At 41.6% G+C, this 18718-nt stretch carries 14 protein-coding genes; 2 read left to right on the forward strand and 12 right to left on the reverse strand.

Annotated features, from left to right (window positions below):
* Positions 1-44 precede the first annotated feature (44 nt).
* Positions 45-1541 (reverse strand): hypothetical protein, encoded by a 1497-nt coding sequence (locus tag BV372_RS06205; RefSeq protein ID WP_086684748.1) that lies wholly within the window; start codon positions 1539-1541, stop codon positions 45-47.
* A gap of 170 nt (positions 1542-1711) precedes the next feature.
* Between BV372_RS06205 and BV372_RS06210 the strand changes: the two genes are divergently transcribed.
* Positions 1712-2500 carry an SDR family oxidoreductase gene (locus BV372_RS06210; RefSeq protein WP_086684751.1) on the forward strand — a complete coding sequence of 263 codons (789 nt, stop codon included), beginning with the start codon at positions 1712-1714 and terminating at the stop codon, positions 2498-2500.
* Positions 2501-2544: 44 nt separating this feature from the next.
* On the opposite strand, the gene BV372_RS06215 is transcribed toward BV372_RS06210, so the two are convergent.
* From BV372_RS06215 to BV372_RS06250, 8 genes are all read right to left on the reverse strand, one after another.
* Positions 2545-3324, reverse strand: a complete 780-nt coding sequence (locus BV372_RS06215; RefSeq protein WP_086684754.1) for a photosystem II S4 domain protein — start codon at positions 3322-3324, stop codon at positions 2545-2547.
* 55 nt (positions 3325-3379) lie between these two features.
* A complete protein-coding gene (locus BV372_RS06220; protein WP_086684757.1) occupies positions 3380-3937 on the reverse strand; it encodes a GNAT family N-acetyltransferase in 558 nt (185 codons plus the stop codon).
* A 93-nt stretch (positions 3938-4030) separates the two neighbouring features.
* Entirely contained in the window at positions 4031-4537 is a 507-nt protein-coding gene (locus tag BV372_RS06225) for a hypothetical protein (protein ID WP_086684794.1), read from the reverse strand.
* A 175-nt stretch (positions 4538-4712) separates the two neighbouring features.
* Positions 4713-5090: a hypothetical protein gene (locus tag BV372_RS06230; protein WP_086684759.1), complete on the reverse strand. Its 378-nt coding sequence runs from the start codon at positions 5088-5090 to the stop codon at positions 4713-4715.
* 572 nt (positions 5091-5662) lie between these two features.
* Complete coding sequence (locus tag BV372_RS06235; protein WP_086684762.1) at positions 5663-7900, reverse strand: TolC family protein; 2238 nt, start codon at positions 7898-7900, stop codon at positions 5663-5665.
* Positions 7901-8003: 103 nt separating this feature from the next.
* Complete coding sequence (gene kaiC, locus BV372_RS06240; RefSeq protein ID WP_086684765.1) at positions 8004-9566, reverse strand: circadian clock protein KaiC; 1563 nt, start codon at positions 9564-9566, stop codon at positions 8004-8006.
* A gap of 83 nt (positions 9567-9649) precedes the next feature.
* Positions 9650-9964 (reverse strand): circadian clock protein KaiB, encoded by a 315-nt coding sequence (gene kaiB, locus BV372_RS06245; protein WP_086684769.1) that lies wholly within the window; start codon positions 9962-9964, stop codon positions 9650-9652.
* A 104-nt stretch (positions 9965-10068) separates the two neighbouring features.
* Positions 10069-10653: a KaiA family protein gene (locus BV372_RS06250; protein WP_179197992.1), complete on the reverse strand. Its 585-nt coding sequence runs from the start codon at positions 10651-10653 to the stop codon at positions 10069-10071.
* 672 nt (positions 10654-11325) lie between these two features.
* On the opposite strand from BV372_RS06250, the gene BV372_RS06255 reads away from it, so the two are divergent.
* The gene (locus BV372_RS06255; protein WP_086684772.1) at positions 11326-14730 is read left to right on the forward strand and encodes an ATP-binding protein; all 3405 of its coding nucleotides are present in this window, start codon (positions 11326-11328) and stop codon (positions 14728-14730) included.
* A gap of 208 nt (positions 14731-14938) precedes the next feature.
* Here the strand turns inward: BV372_RS06255 and BV372_RS06260 are convergent, their stop codons facing one another.
* The 3 genes from BV372_RS06260 to BV372_RS06270 all read right to left on the reverse strand — a co-directional run bounded on the left by BV372_RS06260 (position 14939) and on the right by BV372_RS06270 (position 18144).
* A complete protein-coding gene (locus tag BV372_RS06260; protein ID WP_086684775.1) occupies positions 14939-15364 on the reverse strand; it encodes an ester cyclase in 426 nt (141 codons plus the stop codon).
* A gap of 162 nt (positions 15365-15526) precedes the next feature.
* The gene (locus BV372_RS06265) at positions 15527-17392 is read right to left on the reverse strand and encodes a glycosyltransferase family 39 protein (RefSeq protein WP_086684778.1); all 1866 of its coding nucleotides are present in this window, start codon (positions 17390-17392) and stop codon (positions 15527-15529) included.
* A gap of 122 nt (positions 17393-17514) precedes the next feature.
* Positions 17515-18144 carry a hypothetical protein gene (locus BV372_RS06270; protein WP_086684781.1) on the reverse strand — a complete coding sequence of 210 codons (630 nt, stop codon included), beginning with the start codon at positions 18142-18144 and terminating at the stop codon, positions 17515-17517.
* Between the last annotated feature and the right edge of the window lie 574 nt (positions 18145-18718).

An 18718-nucleotide genomic window follows, 5' to 3' on the forward strand; every position in this document is an offset into this window, starting at 1 on the left:
ATTGATGCCTGATGCAAACAGGTGTAGCAGTGAACGGCTTGATGTTACTGTTGCAGCCTTTTTTGAGCAGATATCAGCAGTCTTTGCGCTTCTGCGTAGGCAGTTGTCCCAGCTTTGATAGTTCTTAACCGATTGATAACACCTTGGATTTTACCTTTTAGCTGCTGCGGATCGGTAGGAGAAGAAGCTATCAAACTTTGGATTTGCTCATTAGCTTCTTGGAGCGATGCTTGTGCTTCATTTTCGTCTTTTCGTCGAGTCTCGATAATACCTAAATTAGTTTGATATTCTGCCAATAATTTTTGTGCTGCTACATAGCCTGGTTCTTCAACCCGAATCTTTTCTAGCTGATCAATAGACTTTTGCCATAATTTTTCAATTTGCTCCCACTTAACTACAGGGTGGGGTGGATTTTGCGATGCTTTAGCAGCTGCTATGGCAAATTCCTTTGCTGCTTCGATATATGTACCGCTACGAGGATCGGCAACTGTTTTGAGTTTTACTTGATAACCAGCTAGTAACCTTTGAGCTTCTAAATAACGAGGATTTTCTGTAGGGATTTGGTTGAGGCGCTTACTTGCCTGTTCCCATAGTTCAGATGCGGCTTTGGGTTGTATCGGTTGGATTTTTTCCGCTTCTAAATCAAATTCTTGAGCAGCAGCAATAAATGTGCCGATGCGTGCATTATCAATATCACGTTTGTAAGCTTTGAGTTTAGTTTTTGCAGTTTCTCCGGCAAATGTGGCTTCAGGAATTTGCTCTAATTGATCTATGGCTGCTTGCCAAGAAGCAATGGCTAGTTCTTTATCCTTAATACTGGTAGCTTTTTCGTATTCCTGGCGTGCTAACTTCAGCGCCATTTCTCCTTGAGCCAGGGGTGTAAAAGCATTCCTATCTTGGAAAGCGATCGCATCTATCCGCGCTACCCGCCGTCTAGCTGCTTCAAACTCATCTACGGTAAACTTCCAACTGCAACCAAAAAAATTACAGTAAGTCTGAGGATAATATCCTAAAAACCAAACTGGCAGATTATCCAGATTTTTTTGTGCTTCTTTAGCTCTCTGGGAACCTTGCTCAATATCATAAGGACTAGTAGCTTGATTAATTAACTGGTCTGCTTGCTCAAGGTTTTTAATTGCCTCACGATAGTGATAATCCATATTTATATAGCTAGGCATTAGCAGGATTGGCACAGTTTTAGCAACAGGCCAGCGAATCATTGGGTAAGGCAAATTTATTAGCCACAGCATTCCTGCTGAACTTCCCAAAAGTATGGTTGCCCATTTTACAGTGGTAAAAATACCAGGCGATTTATTAGCTTTTGCCGCTTGTTTGAGTACCTTCTCGCTAAATTGGGGATATATATCGACAACGCTATCGCGCATTTCATCAAACTTTGCTGGAGAACCTTTTTCCAAGCACAGTTGTTCTAATCGCTTAATTACTATTTCTTGCTCAATTTTGCTTACTTGATCGTTACCACTACATCTTTGAACTTCAGCACGCAAAATTTGCAAGGCTTTTTTATTTAACCGATACATAGACACAAGATGTAACTTATTATTCTAGTATTCCCGCCTAGCGCTAGAAAATTACTATATCCTTGAGTCTGAGTTTTGATCTTTTTGGCATATGACTCTAGATGGTTAAAAATAGTAATAACTATTGTTAATATCTATAAATTGATCTGATTTTTATCAAAATACCTAGAATGTCAACTGCTCTAATTACAGGTGCCTCTAGTGGTATTGGTAAAGCCTTTGCCCAACAACTAGCTGCACGCAATACCAATCTTGTTTTAGTTGCGCGATCGCAAGAAAAACTGCATCAATTAACTAAGAAATTACAAGAAAATTACAATATTCAAGTAGAAGTTATAGTTAAAGACCTGACAGAACCTAATGCTGCTCAAGCTGTCTTTGATGCTACCCAAGCGAAGGGATTAACGATTGACTTATTAATTAATAATGCTGGTTTTGGTGATTATGGTGATTTTGCTAGTTCTGACGGCGAAAAGCAAGTTAAGATAGTGCAATTAAATATTCTAGCTTTAGTAGATTTAACCCATAAATTTCTACCTTTGATGCGGCAACATCAATCGGGAAGCATTATTAATGTATCTTCAATTACCGCATTTCAACCAATGCCATATCTTTCTGTTTATGCTGCCAGCAAAGCTTTTATTGTCAATTTTAGTCAGGCACTATGGGCAGAAAATCGTCCCTACGGTATTCGTGTTCTCGTTACTTGTCCAGGTCCTATAGAAACTAACTTTTTTGCTGAAGCTAATTTTCCTCCGACTTTGGCAGGAAGCACAGAGCAAATGTTTACTTGCGAAGAAGTTGTAGAAATGTCACTAAAAGCTTTGGAAAATTGGCAGCCAGCCGTTGTAATTGGTGATGTTAAAACTCAAATTAGAACTATATTAGCGAGGATAGTACCAAGAAAAATTCTGCTGAATATGTTAGCAAGAAGTTTTAAACTCTCAGATAAATCTTGACTTCATTGTGATATTAAAACTTCTTATTGCTAACTTTTGAATTTTTACATGTACCTAGTTAATTGAACTCGGTAACGGTCTTTTTTAGTAACAGCAACTTCTCCAACTTCTAAGCGTCCCTTACCGCGAATAGCGATTAAGTCCCCTGTTTTCACTTGAGAACTCGCTTGAGAAACGTCCTTCCAATTAACCCGGACATCACCGGAGTCGATTAAATCAACCATTTTGCTGCGAGACATCCCAAAACCAGCAGAGGCGATCGCATCCAACCGTAAGGAAGCTTCGACAGTAGTTAATTCTTTTTTCTTGGGTTCTCGAACCTTTAACTCGCTAAATTCAATTCGCTGGGTTTTTACCGGAACCGATCGCACCTGTTTGAGATTCATCTCTAAAAATTCTGTCAACTCTGGTGCGACAATTGCCTGTGCGCCTCGTTCACCCAGGACAATAATATCTCCTGTCTTTTCCCGGACGATTCCCGTCCCCAGCATTGCGCCTAAAAAGTCGCGGTGAGTGGCGGTATCAAACAAGAAATTACCAGCAATTTCTAATACAGCCAAGGCGACTTGGGATTGATCTAAAGGAATTTCCGCACGCGCGATCGCGAGTCTTTGGCGTTCTGCTTGGGGATATCCACCCCCAGCTACCAATTGCACCTCTGTTAACCGACTGAACACCCGTTGAATTTCTACTAATTCTGGGGGAGACAGAAAATCTGTCAAAACAACTTCCCAAGTTTTGATTGCTTGTTCTGCCTGATCGATTACACGAGCTACAGTATCTCGATTTTCAACACTTTTTAAAAGTTCTTCTCTGGGCAACATTCTTAAAAATTACGAGTTGTGAGTTTGAAGTCGGCAATCAAGCTCTATTGACTCATTACTCATGACCACTGTTTGATTCTAGCGTCATCTGCCATTTCAAAATTGGTGCAGTCGGATAATCAGGTGAATTAAAGGTTTCTAAATGCTGCATTCCTAGTTTTTCCAAAATCCGACACGAGGCCATAATATCCTGCGGAGAATGGGCAATAATTCTCTTCAGTTCCGGCTGAGTAAAGGCAAAATTGACTAATGCTTGTACTGCTTCAAAGGCATATCCTTGGTTGCGGTACTTTGGTAACACTTCATAACCTAGTTCCACAGTTCCTTGTGCATCAGGTTTGCCACCAAATCCCAAATCACCAATCAGAGTACAATCGCTAGCATGAATCATCAACGACACACCCCAGCCTAGATAAGATGGTTCCTCTATCAGCATTTGCGCATATCTAGGGAAAAAATCTAGGACTTGTCCAGCATACCAGTCATCAGGAACAGTTACCCCTAAAAGCTTCTCCACTTGCGATTTATTTTGTGCAATCACCGCTTGTGTCACCTCCAAAGAACAGGGAAGTAACTCAAGGCGCGGTGTAGTAATGTGTAATATGTGATTCATTCACTACTAAGCTTGCAGCTTTTAAAATTACATAATACTACACGCTGTAGTGCTTGCTTTATGTAAGCTTCTTCATTTTGAGTTTTGAGCTTTTTAGACGCTAGTTGTATCTGCGTAACCTTGGATATTTTCTGGCTCAAACTGACGTAAGATTCGAGTTGCTTGCCGAGTCAGAGTTTCAGAACCCTGAACTACTATGAGATATTTGCCTAGATCCAAACGATTGCGATAGGGTAAAGCATCACCACCACCCGCAATTAAACCGACTCCGCCACCGACAAACACGCTACCCATAGCGCCACTTGCAGCACCCAATATTCCCCCGACAATGTGATTGCCAATTTCTCCGGCCCAAGCAAAGGTATCTAAACCAGTGATCAAGCTGAAGGTGAAACCAGCAAAAAAGCCGAATGGTACTAACCAGAATGACATGAGCCGTGCTTGCTTTTTGGCTTGCTCTTTGGGATCAATCAAGCCAAACTCATCCGCAGTCTTGTAACCCCTACCCAGGATAGTACTTTTAATGGACTCTTTTTCTAAAGCTAAGTAAGCAGCTTCAGCTTGGATACGGTCTGGTAATACGGCAACGAGGTAATTCATTAATTTAACAAGAGTGATTTTAGAAAAATTTGCCTTAATTAACAGCGTACCAGTGCTGGTCAAATCAATCTTGTGCCTAAGTCAAAATCATCAGCGTTAAGAGTTAAATCAAAATTCAAAATTTATAATTTCGGATGCTGCTCCCTGTATAGTTGGCATCTCGTTAGATTAAATATTACTTGAGCGCATCCAACGGTTCACAAAAATTGTTCACGCCTTGTTTGAGAACATAGAGCAAAACGGGTACTGCCAAAATCTTTGGAAATGTCGGCATTGTATAAAGGTACTCCATCATCCCTTGAACAGAGCCACTCTGTAAGTCGTCCCGAAATTGTTGCTCGCAAATAACAGCACGCCACTTTCTAGCCAAAGCATCTAACCATTCTGAATTGGCTCTTTCTGGTTGCTGTCCCGCCCTAATGGCTAAACTCATCGCCGCATCTTCTAAATCTCCCTCGCAGTCCTCAATTAAATCCAGCACTTCCATTGCTGTGGTGTTATCTGTAAATTGAGAGCGAAACTGTGCAATTTCTTGTGATGTCAGTGTAGTCATAAGTTTGTTATCAGCCGAGTAATTAAATACTCAGCTATGTTATTCCAATTTCGATTGATTATTCATCGTTCTCATCGCTGCACTTGAAATTGCATAGACTTGTCAAGCAATTTCAACCCCAAGCTGTCCAAAAATGACAAAGAATGAGTAGAGGTAGGCTATAAGACTCTTAGCCCACACAGGTAGGCTTTGTAACTTTAGCTTCTGGCTGGAAGCCTGAGGGCGGTTCACTAAATTGACGAAGTTTTGGATAAATTAGCGTATATTTTGACTAATTTAAAAGTTTTTTTTCGGAAAATATACTTACAAATATCGAATTTTTCGCTTTTAAAAGCGAAACGTCAGCAATAAAAACTACCACCTATTGACTAGGCACAATACCAGCACTAGGACATCACGGCGGAAATAAAAATAGCATGAAAAACAGTGTAAAAGCCTAGAATACAATTCTGTTAACTTTTGACTTCCGCGTTCGTCTTCAGGCGTTGTCGCAGGCTAGGGGTAGTAGTTTTTTCAGAGTCAATAGTCATTAGTATTCAAACTAAGGACAAATGACTAACGACTAATGACTCTTAACGGAATGCTCTTGAGGTAACAAAGCGTTGTAACTGAGACAAAGCGCGGTTGTAATCCAAAATAGCGCGAATGCGATTACCTTCGGCTCTTGTCAAATCATTTTCAGAGTTAATCACATCAGTTTGAGTACCTACACCAGCTTGAAAACGCAAACGTGCTAAACGCAAAGCTTCTCTAGCTTGTTCTAGAGCCGTATTAGCGGTTTGAACATTTTGCAAATTAGATTGCTGAGTGGAATAGGCCTGCTCTACCTGAAACCGGATTTGGTTGCGGAGATCGGCAAATTGAGTTTCTGCGATCGCAATATTAGCTCTTGCTTGAGCTGCCCTTGCTCTTGCTGCTCCCCCATCAAACAAATTCAGGGTTGCCCTCACCCCAACCGAATAACCATCGGTAACGCTGATATCATCATTAAACTGATCAAACAGATTGTAGGCTGCAACCAAACTTACCTGTGGACCCAGCCCCGCCAAAGCTTGTCGGCGTTGTTGCTCGTTGATGTTACGTTGTGCCAACTGTTGTTGCAGATCTGGACGGTTTTGGAAAGCTAGTACAATACTTTGCTCTAATGACTGGTTCCAAAGACCGGCTAATCTGACTGGGTCTGCCGCACTAATATTCACCGACTGTGACAAACTTAAACGAGCCGCTAACTGACGGCGGGCAATTTGCTGCTGGGAAGTAGCATTAGTTAAATCTTGTTGCGAATTTGCTAAATTCACCTGAGAACGCAAGACATCGAACCTAGTTCCCACCCCAGCGCGCTCTAAAGCTTCTGCATCCCGCAAACTAGCCAGGGCATTTTGTACAGCTGACTGGGCAATACGTACTTCTTCATCACGTTGTTGCAGATTGTAGTAGTCAGTAGAGACATTCAGCCGAATTTCCTCAAACTGATTCTCTAGAGCTAATTCACTAAAACGTACCTGTTCCTCCGCCGCCCTAATGTTAGCTTGCCGTCTACCAGAAGTGTAGATGTCATATGAAAGTTGTGCTTGACCATTAAAATTTGTAGTGCTAGGGGCAGGGTCAACTGGTTGACGGAATGCAGGCGGTAGCGCAGCTTCTTGCTGCTCGGCAATTTTCACCTGATAGGTATCTGAAACAGTACGCTGACGAGTCACATCACCACTAATACCAACGTTAGGAAATAGAGCAGCTTGTGCCTCACGAAGAGCTGCTTGACTACGCTCTAGCTCCAATTGGGTTACCTGTAGTTGCCGATTGCTGCGTCTTGCTAACTCCAACGCCTGTGCTAAAGTAATTGGCTGATTTCCTTGAACCGTTACTTCCTCTGGCTTTGTAGGATATTGCAGGGGGTTTGGGTTGGGAATCAAATTCTCGGGAACCTGTACAGCACCAGCAGGTGTGGGAGTCACTGTTCCCGGTACTGTTGGAATCGGCACAGCACCAGCAGGTACGGGAGTTGCTGTTCCCGGTACTGTTGGAATTGGCACAGCACCAGCAGGCGCGGGAGTCACTGTTCTCGGCGTAGTAAGAGTATTACCCTGAGCCACCAAATCCTTAGCAGTCATTCTCTGCGCACAAGTTCCATTCAGCAGTAAAGAAGCTGAGGAAGCAGTTTTGTTTGTTCCCTCTTGCTGTGCACAGCTGGGTATTTCTAACAGCTTTGCCGACCTTGCATTGATGATTGCAGATGGTAAAACTGCCTGCAATTGAGTATTAGGATTTTTCTTTTGAGTTTTGGGTTGCTGTGAAGAAGATAACAGCAAATTGTTTTGCTGGACAGAAACAGGTTTTGAGTTAAAAGAAGGAACGATTATATTGTCTAATTTCTGCCCAGAAGTTGCTGAGTTATTCTGTTTTTGCTCTTTGTCAGCAGAACTGTTCAACTCTGGCTGCTGGGCAGGATGAAAGGTAGGTGACAAACTATGAAATCTACCTTGATTTTCCCTAAGTAGTTGTGCTTTTATCGAACTAGTATTTCCTGCTTTTAGCATTAAGATACTGTGATGACTTAAAGGTTTAGCATTCAGTGACATCCAATTACTAGAAGGTACTAAAGTTGGAAACCTACGGTCTGCTAGATAGGGCATTTGCGTATTAGTGACATCCGCAACCAAGGTTCGACCATAATTAGAAGTCAAGACACTAGGAGAAGACGCCAGTTGTACCCTACTTACTTTCACAGTACCAGCCCAAGCGGGCTGGGTTGTTAATACTGCTGCTGTCACACCAGGCAAGAAACTATGAAATAATTGCTGTCCTTTCACCGCATCCCCTCACACAAAATCACTCTAGCGGCAGAAAACTTTTCTTCACCACAGAATATAGCACGACACTAAATTAAGAAGAGAATATAGTACGATACCAAATTTAGGAATCGGAACTCTGTTTATCTTCAAAACGTTTAACTATGCGAGAAAGTTCCGCCTTTTCATCGATACTAACGCGGGTAGGAGCACCACTAACAATTCTTTCATAATTCCGGAAAGAATCTTTAATTTCTGGACCATCGGGGGTAATATTGTACTCGCGGATACCTTTATCGTGCCAAGATCCCCGCATTTTGAATACATTAATTGCCCGCGACATTTCTCCACGAATTTCTACATACTGCAACATCAATATTGTGTCAGTAATCGTGGAAATATGGGAGTCAGTAATCGAATGTGACCCCATAAATTGGTCAGTTGTGTTGGTAAAAAACCCTGTAATTTCTTCTTGCTTAGCGTAACCCGTAACACCAATTACAAACTGTCGAAATGCATTATTGCTTACTCCTCTAGCTAGCGCGGAAAGGGAGTCGATCGCAATCCGAGCTGGCTTAAAGACAGCAATTTCTGACTTAATAATTTGCAAGTGGTCTTCCAATCCAGTCGATTCAGGATAAGTACAGATGATTTTGAGTAAACCTTGTCTTTCTAGCTCCTCAAAATCAATTCCCCAAGAGGAAGCATTACGGGATAGTTGAGCGCGTGATTCTTCATAGGCAAATAATATTGCCTGTTCGCCATTCAAGCAAGCCTCTTGAATAAACTTGCTGACCAACAAGGTTTTACCAGTACCCGTAGCTCCTGTAGCCAAAATAATCGAATCTTTAAAGAAACCACCACCGCACATCTCATCAAGGGTTTTTACACCAGAAGACACCCTGACATTAGAAGACCGTTGAGTCAACCGCATTGCTCCTAATGGGAAAATATTGACTCCTTCGTTGGTAATTGTAAAAGGATATTCGCCTTTCATATGAGTTGTGCCGCGCAATTTGAGAATCTCAATTGTGCGGCGACGGCGTTCTCCTTCTAAAACGTTGCGCACTATTACCACATTATCGGAAACAAATTCTTCCACGCCAAAAGACGCAACAGGTCCATATTCTTCGCTACGTTCGGTTGTAATTATAGTGGTGACACTCAGCTGTTTAAGACGTGCTACAAGGCGAAAAATTTCCCGCCGCACTACTCCCATAGCTTCATACTGCTGAAATACCGCTGTGATCGAGTCAATTGAGACTCGTTTGGCTTTGTATTTGCGAATGGCATACTGCAAGCGTTCAATCAATGCTGAAAGGTCAAAGTTACCCACGATATCTTGACCTTCTGGATCTGGTGAAGCATCGAGAATAAACAATTTGCCTTCGTTAATTAAGCGTTGCAAGTTCCAGCCAAAAATATTGGCATTTTTAATAATATCGCTTGGTGATTCTTCAAAGGTAACAAATACCCCTGCTTCATCAAAGTAAGTGATACCGTTATAGAGAAACTGTAGAGATAATAAAGTTTTGCCTGTTCCTGAGGTTCCGCTGACTAGGGTAGTTCTTCCAATTGGTAAACCGCCATGACTGATATCGTCAAAACCCTCGATCATTGTGCGGATTTTTTCTACACCCCCAATTAACGGTGTTTTGCTTTGCTCTGGTTGCTCTTTTTCAATCATTGCTTGCTAAAAAAGGGGTATTAAGCCCAGGTTTTCTATTACTAATGTTTGGAGTTTGTCAATAAATTTTACGCTTAAATATTTTACTCTTCCCAACCTTCTTCACTCAGTTCTTCATAAAGTAAATCCAATCCAATCAACACACGTTCTCTATCCGAAAGATCGCCAATAATCTTGCGTACTGGAGGAGGCAAAATTTTCGATAATGTCGGTGTGGCTAATATCTTATCCTCTTCTGCCAGTTGTGGGCTTTTAAGAACATCGATTACTTTTAAAGCATACACACCTTGAAACTCTTGGTCTAAAATGTCTTTTAGTGTTTTTAATGCCCGTACTGAGTTAGGCGTGTTCCCAGCTACATACAGCTTGAGAACATAGGTCTTTCTTGCTTGATTCATAAAGGTACAGGCTAGACTTGAGGATATAAATATAGGATACGTTCGCACATTGGCAGGGAATGATAGCGGCTGCTTTTGCCGACTTCAACTTCGATACATTTATTTTATTTATATATCGAACACCTATAAGTTTCACACAGGTGAGCCAGAATATCTATTAATGTCAGTCGATAATCGAGTAATGCTTCATCACTTCTTCCTTCTAGTCTTAGCTGTTTGGCAAATTCTTCAATTATCTCCATGTGAATTTCTATGATTTGCGGCACAGGAATATTAGCACAAAATACTGCATTGATAAATTTATCAATTTTTTCTTTTAAGGTTTTTTCTGTGGTAAAGTAATGTATAAGTATTTCTCGGTAATTGGATTTAATTTCTTGCAATAAAGCTTCTCGTTCTTCTCTATCCATCTGCTGAAAAAAATTCTGGTGTTTTTGCTTATAGGATGCGAATACATAGCAATATTTTTCAGTGGAGATTTCATTGAGGTTGGAAAGAACCCACTTCATTAAATAATTGATACTATTAACATCGATTGTCTTACAAGGTAAGATTAAAAGCTCGCTAATGCTAGTGCCGTGAACCAAGTTATTTATCCACCAGGTAAATTTTTGTTTAATGGCTAAGGCAGGTCGATTATATAAATTTTTTTTAAGAATTGGTTGAAAAATTAATATTGGTAATAACATTTTTGGTTTATAGATCTCCTTGATCGTTTTGACCAAGTTTAGCGAGCTGAGTCAATGCAGGGCACAGTTCTAGGCTCAGTTGGGTGTTTAGTTTAGCTTAAATAATCCACCCCAAGAGGATGCTTTTTGCCAGTTAAAGTACTGACTTAACACTCAAAAAGCTGATGTAGATAGTAAGCCATAAAACTTAATGAGTTTTTGTTGAGGAGTTTGTCGTAGAGGGCGCTGTAGTTAGTTGATGATTATCATATGTATATCTATCTAAATACAGATTTTTTTATTTCGCTCCTTGATAAGATACTTAAACGAACTTAAAGGATTGTCGCATTCTAAATCATTATAATTCCTCAAGGTTCTAAAGCGAATTTTTAGAGCCATAATTGTTCTAGCTATTGCTATCGAGGAGGATTTTCAACACCAGTCAGGACACTGGTAAAAAATTGTAGTCAGGAGTTCAATGCAGCAAAGGGAAATACAGCCACTCTGAAAATAAGTAGACGCAACCAAGCGTTAATCAAGCACAAGCCCGTTGTTTGAAGAGCATTGAAATTGGATCGAGATTTTTTTAAAAGAGTCTTCTTAAAGGATATTGCTTCAGGCATGAGCGCCATCGGAAGCAACCGTGATGCTGAGTCCAGAGGCTACCAGAGGAAGAATGACCCCCGAAGCTTTATGTCAATGCTACAGTACCCGCTTTATGACTTTCTAGCAACCGTACCCATCTGCGTAGAAACAAGTACTCTGGCAATAGTGCTGGAGATTTTTGAGCAAGAGCAGTGCGATCGCGTGGTGATAGTAAATCAGCAGCAATGCCCAGTTGGGTTGCTGCACTCTGCCAGATTAACGCAAAAATTGTTGGCAGCAGTTGGTGGCGATCGCTTCCATTTACAGCAACCATTGTCAATTTTTGATTCAGCGCTAATTGAGCCAATACAAACCATCCCAGCTGCTGAGCGTGTGGAGCAATTTGGCTTATTTTTGCGCTATCAACAAACTCAAATCAACAATAACAATTTAGACTGGGCGCTCATTGACCCAGACGGCAAATTTTTGGGTTTGCTAGATAGCTCAAGGTTGTTGAGATTAATAGCTCAAGAAAGAGTGGCAATTGATGTCATGTCTGTTGGGAATTCTCAGGAGTACGCAGAGGACGAAAGCAGAACAGATGTGGCGATAGCAACTTACTCACAGGCACAGATACCAAATCAGCGCCAAGCCTTCTATAAGCCACTTGTTCAATTGTTAGAACGGCTGCCCTGGCCTTTGATGTTGCAAACTGCTAGTGGCGAGGTGGTAGCACAAAATCCAGCTTGGTGGCAGCAATTGGGAGTATTGAAAGATCCAGAAGGAGTCAGACAACAGGTAGAGAGGATACTTGCCTCAACCCTGGATAAACAGTCAGAATATGCCACAAAAAAATCCCTGAAAACTCAGACCCATGTTACAGGGAATGGGCACAGCGCCCAAGAGCAACCCACACAACTTAAACTGCATCCTGAAGAGAATACCTTATCAATACAGCAAAAGGGTTTACCTGGTCGGTTGCCATCTACTGTGCTACCTACACACAACCTGCATGAGCAGCATACCACAGCTACCACATCCAGCCAGTGTTTTTGGGATAACCAGGTAGGTACTTGCACCTGCATTGTTGAAGTGCAAAATGGTCAAGAGCGAGTTTGGCAGTTTGCAAAAATTCCTTTAGATAGTACTGAGTTGAAAGTCCTGAATGCTGAGTCAGAAATGACGCTTGCTACTCAAGAATCAGGACTTGGTACTCATGAGCTATGGCTGGTGTTAGCTACTGATGTGACTGAGCAACAACAGCTTTGTAAAGAACTGGCAGCTAAAAACGCCGATCTCATTCAATTGAACCGATTAAAAGATGAGTTTTTAGCTTGCATTAGTCATGAGTTAAAAACCCCTCTGACTGCTGTATTAGGGTTATCGCGGTTGCTTGTCGATCGGCAGTTAGGAGAATTAAACGAGCGTCAAGCCCGTTATGCTGGCTTGATTCATCAAAGTGGACGCCACTTGATGAGTGTAGTCAACGACATCTTGGATTTAACCCGCATGGAAACAGGGCAGATGGATCTGACCCTAGCCCCAGTAAATATTCGTGCGGTGTGCGATCGCGCTTTATCAGAAGCAAAAGCGATTCACACACAAACCAGTAAAACTAAAGCTTCCAGCCCATCTCAAGTAGAACGCTCCAACGATCATCGATTCACTATCGTCATTGAACCTGGCTTAGAGCAGATGGTGGCGGATGAATTACGACTACGGCAAATGCTGGTACACCTGCTTTCTAATGCCTTTAAGTTTACTGAACTCTCTGGAGAAATTGGGTTACGGGTGAGCCATTGGGAAGGGTGGATTGCTTTTACAGTTTGGGATACAGGTATTGGCATTCCCGAACACCAGCAACATTTAATCTTTCAAAAATTTCAACAACTAGAAAATCCCCTAACGCGACAATTTGAAGGAACCGGTTTAGGGCTAGTCTTAACTAGGGCCCTAGCACGTCTTCACGGTGGTGATGTCAGCTTCTTGTCTCGTGAAGGCAAAGGCAGCCAATTTACGCTGCTTTTACCGCCTAGTCCTCCCAAAACAGGCTTTACTGAGCAAGAGGAGGAAAATATAGAAGATACACAAACACTCAACACCAGTACAAGGGGATTGGCTTCATCACCACGTCAGCGAGTTAACACATCTGCACAGCATCAGCCTACGTCATCGCAAAGGTTGGTATTGGTAGTTGAGGCAGTAGCTCGATATATTGAAGACTTGACCGAACAGCTCAAAGGTTTAGGTTATCGCGTAGTGATTGCGCGCTCAGGAACAGAAGCAGTAGAAAAAGCCCGACGTCTACAACCAAAAGCTGTATTCTTGAATCCCTTACTACCTCTATTATCAGGTTGGGATGTACTGACCTTAGTTAAATCCGATCCTATGACTCGCCACATTCCCCTGATTGTGACAGCGACGGGGGCCGAAAAGGAGCAGGCATTTGCCAATCGAGCTGATGGTTTCTTGAGTCTGCCTGTACAGTCTCAAGCATTAGCACCACTATTAGAAAGTCTATGTGCTACACCAACAATTCAGCAATCAGGATTAGACAGTAATAAAATTGTCGTCAGCAGAACCCCACTGCGAATTCTGAGATTGGTCAATCCTGAGTTGGAATCAGTTAATCCCCATTATTCATTGCGAGAACACCGAGTTATAGAAGTAGATGACCTCGATCAGGCAGAACTTTTGACTCGAGTTTGGCAGTTCGATGTAGTTTTGCTCGATGTAGAAAGCCCCGCCGCACAAACTTACCTGCAACATCTCAGTCAGCACCCTCGGTTAGCAGCGTTACCACTAGTAACTTGCGATGTAGTAACTACCCTAGCAGCTTCCCAGATACCTGGGCTATCTGTATTTCCTTGTTTACAACCATTGGGTAAAGATCATACTAGCAGTACCAGCAAAACTGATGCTTTATTGTCAGTCCTACAAATTGCATCTGGTATATGTTGCCCACCAAATATTTTAGTGGTGGATGTAACAATGCTACGTGATTTGCCACAAGTAAGACGCAGGCAGATTAAAGGTTATCGCTCAGAAAAAAACTCATCCCTTAGTAGTGAAACTGCTGAACGGGGTTCTGAGTGGTTCCAAGCTTTAATTCAATACTTGCAAACAGCTGGTTTGAAAGCCGCAATGGGAAGTTGTTGGACAGAAGTCTTACAACAAATTCGCCACCAAAGCGTTGACTTGCTGCTAATTTGCTTAGGGGAATCTTCTATTCATAAAGAAATGCTCAAAGCATTGAAAGCATTGGCAGATTTACCTTTCAATTTGCCACCAATTTTAGTACTCGATCAGCGATTAAATCGTTCTCAAGCGATCGCGCAGTCTAAAATCTCCCAACCAGAAATCGAAAAACAGAAAAAGCATGGCTCGCAAACTATAGAAACTATAGTGCATGAGATTTCTGCTCAAATTTTACCTCGCTCGATCTCAATGGAAGATTTATTAAATGAGGTTAATCAAGCTTTAGCCGTCAATCGTCAACAAGAAAAATTTTAATGGGGAAGAGGACATAGAGCCATATTGAAATGTGAATTACAAACTCTCAACTTTTTGCAAATCCAGATTATAGACCGCTAAATCTTGGATTTAACGGTGGTCTTAAACTCACTTATTCATCCGCCTGTTATCCCGAATTGATACTGACTTCTGAATTCTTTTTAGATAAAGACTTGATTTAGCTAAAACAAATTCTCTACTTACACTGCTACTGCTCAGATGTTCCCGGCTCAATTCTGGCTCCTAGCTGAAGAACCCGCCCCAGATCATCGGCGTTTCGCCATGTTTCCACGATTTTCCCGTCAGCAATCCAATGAATAAAGGTAGCTGTAAACCTCTGTTGGCGATCGCGACTGGGTATACCTAGAAAACTGTCCTGAACACAGGTGTTAGTCGCACGCACGACAACTTTATCACCTTCAGCAATTACGTCTTCAACTGTCCATTGCTGATCCACAGGTCCAATTTGGCGAAAGAGTTCACGGACTCCATCATGTCCTAGAGGAAGCTGTGGCGGACCACCGTGCATTTTCCAAGTCGGGGCTGTCATCTCACAGATATCCTCGATTCGATGCTCACTAATGAGTTGGAGCCATCGTCGAGCTATGATCTTGTTATCCTCAATGGAAGACATCGCTACTCCTCTAGTGAGATTCTATATCCATGCAGTCCCTAATTCTTTATTAGATAGATAATGCCCAAGATTGTCAAATAAGCCAAGCATGAGATAGCCAGCTACTATTTAACTAAACATATTGCCGATCAATATCTCACTGCTTTGGTCTATAGGGTTCTTTTAATTAGATATTTTTTCAGAAGGAAGAGAGTAGGATATATCTAATTTTTGATTTTTTATTTTCTTCACAGGAACGCGAACTAAATAATAAGCACCCTTGCTAGTTATGATCTGGTAATCTTCTGGCTGCAAGCCCATGCGCACAAATCTGTCCTGTTCAGCTAAAAGTAGCAAAGAGGAAGCTTTGAGTGGCTTAGTATTCTGCTTGTGAATATGGTCTAAAACTTCTTGTGAAGATGGGATGTAGGTAACGTGCTTATGGCTGTAAAAGACCACACTCGGTTTTTTGAAGCCTAGCATGACTAATTCTTCATTTGGTTGCTGTACTTGCACTATCGTCGCCGACAATTCCCGTAAAGGTAGCTGACGCTGCTGATCCATCACCAATAAAGCAGGCATCAAAACTATAATAAAAAATGCCATAAATCCCAGCAAGTTCGCACTGATAATCCACGGCCAACGGCGAGTTATGATGAAAGCCGCAATGATGATGGCACAAAGGAGCCAAATCATACCTCCCATAATTGGCAAACCCAACTGTTGAATTAGTTGATATAAGTTAGGTGCAGCGGGATCATAGCCGACTAACTTGGATAATTGAAATAGTCCTACTGCAACTGCTGATAAAAATACTACATTCACCCAGGCACTCCAGAGAAAGGATGCGGAGGCTGGGGAACGTGTCTGTGTATCTGGTGGAATCAGGTCACTCCATAATAGAGCCACCAAAATAGCTGCTGCTGGCATTAATGGCAATACATAGCTGGGGAGTTTGGTGACAGCAATCGAGAAAAAGCCAAAAACACCAAGAAACCAGATGCAGGCAAATAAACCTAATTGTTGAGAACGTTCTTGAGAACGCCAGTGTGATCGCTGCCAAAACTTCAGTCTGATCATCGCCGCAGGTAAGTAGACTGAGTATGGTGCAAACCCTAAAAGCACTACCAGAAAGTAAAAATACCAAGGTGCTGAGTGACCATTAACTACTTCTGTGAAGCGTTCTAAGTTGTGATAACCAAAAAAAGAATTAATAAAAGTCCAGCCATTGCGCCAAATTACTAATGCATACCAGGGGACTGATAAAACTAAAATAATTAGCATCCCCATCAAAACATTCATTTCTCGCCATACTTGTCGCAGGTTTCCCAGGTATAGGACAAATGCACCAATAATGATCCCAGGCAGGACGATCCCTACAGGTCCTTTTGTGAGAATTGCACCCGCAATTAGTACATAACAAGCTAAATACCATTTATTAGGTAATTTTGAATTTGCAATTGGGAATTTGGCATTCTCAGCGTACCCTAGAAAAAAGCATAGCAAGGCTGATGCTATGCACCCAGTCAGCAGCATATCGGAGACACCAATTCTTCCCCAAGCAATCATTTCTGGGGTTAGTGCCATGATAGTTGCTGCTAGACCAGCTGTTAAGTAACGGCGCACAGGGCGTGAAACTTGTTCTATCTCATCCTGTCTGGATAAAGACCAATGTACTGTGTAAAAAGCTAAACCAACTACTCCCATCGCTGCTAATGCTGATGGAAGTCGCACAGCCCATTCATTAACGCCAATAATTGCATAGGCGATCGCCTGACACCAGTAAATTAAAGCAGGCTTATCGAAGCGAGTCTCACCATCAAAAAATGGGGTAATCCAATCTCCGGTAACAAACATTTGCCGGGAAGCTTCAGCAAACAGTGGTTCTGTTTCATCAACTAAGCCAATGTTGCCTAAATTCCACCCATAAGCTATCCAACCAATCACAATCAACCATAGAACCGATACAGTCACAGCAAGGGCTGGACGCTTTAGTATATTCTTGAACCACTGGTCAACAGTGTGGGGAAAGCTCAATTTCATCTTCATTACTTATCAGTCAATGGTTAATAGCCAACAGTCATTAGTCGTTGACTAGTTATATTTTGTTCTTTATTATTTCTGGTTTTGGTTCAGTAATTAACTCTGGACTGTTGACTATCAACTCTAGACTATTGAGTAAGTATCAGTTGCCATTCTTGCTTTTGGGAATTCCATTTAGGTAAGGATGTTTCCCCAACTACATATGGACCCCAGTAGCGACGGGAACCATCTTGGGCAAAGGCTACTATAATATCTCCCTTCTCTAACTTTAAGTTACCGTTAGGCAAAGATAGCAGCAATCCCTTTTCACTTCCTTCTTGCGGAGCAAAATCCCAATGTGCTGGGAGATCGTATTGCGTCCCAGCAGAAGAGCTTTTCACCGCCGACTGTCGCGCTAATAAAGCTAGCCGTACAGGCTGATTGGTTTGATTGCTCATGCGCAAAGTTCCACGATCTTTGGCATTTCCCTTTGAGCCTTGACTATATGCCAAGCGGGCAGTAACTTTACTAGTGCTATATTCTACTTGATTACTTGCGGTTGTCTCTGAATTAGAAACGTTAGTGGAGGTAAATGTTTCATGAGCAACAGATGACGATGGATTGCTTGAAACCCGAGGTGTTTCATTGGGCTGTGATGAAGCTGCGTCTGGATCTGTAGTCTCAAAAGAAACACTCATCCCAAAGCACCCCACCAGTAACCCTAACAGTCCTAAAGAGCAAGCTAGAACAGCAGCGTTACGATACACTGACGTTTTCATTTTGATAGTTATTAGAAATAAGTATTTGTCTAGGCTTGACCAAATAGTAGCCTATTATTTGAAGTGACAATCAAAGAAACTGTCTACTATGGAGTCTCTTGAAATCAACTGATGCTATGTATCATAAGTAGCATTTTCAGGAAACATACTGATAAAAATAATTACCTTGATTTCCTATCAAAAAATCAAGTAAAAACCTGATTAATCAAGGCACTATCCTGTAGGAAATGAAAGTTAAAACCAACAATATGATACATAACTAGCAAATTTATTCGTAGAAGCACAAAGAGTAATTTTGAAGTTAGAAGTAGTGATCGCAACAAAGAGTCTGGTGGCAAACCCCCAGATTTATCTGTGGAAGAAACTTCATTCTTCTTAATATTTCACACTTCATATTTTAAGATAACTCTTCTTGTTGAGAGGTGATACCTCACATTCAAAAATTCTTTGAGGAGCTACGCTTTCTTGTAGATGGCACCATGTATAAAATGTGATAATCACTGAAAATCCAATAGATATAGGACTCATATTTGATTTTTGAAAAAAACTCAGTACAGTTTTATTCCTTCTTCCC

The sequence above is a fragment of the Nostoc sp. T09 genome (genome assembly GCF_002154695.1).
In the GTDB taxonomy this organism is placed as follows: Bacteria; Cyanobacteriota; Cyanobacteriia; order Cyanobacteriales; family Nostocaceae; genus Aulosira.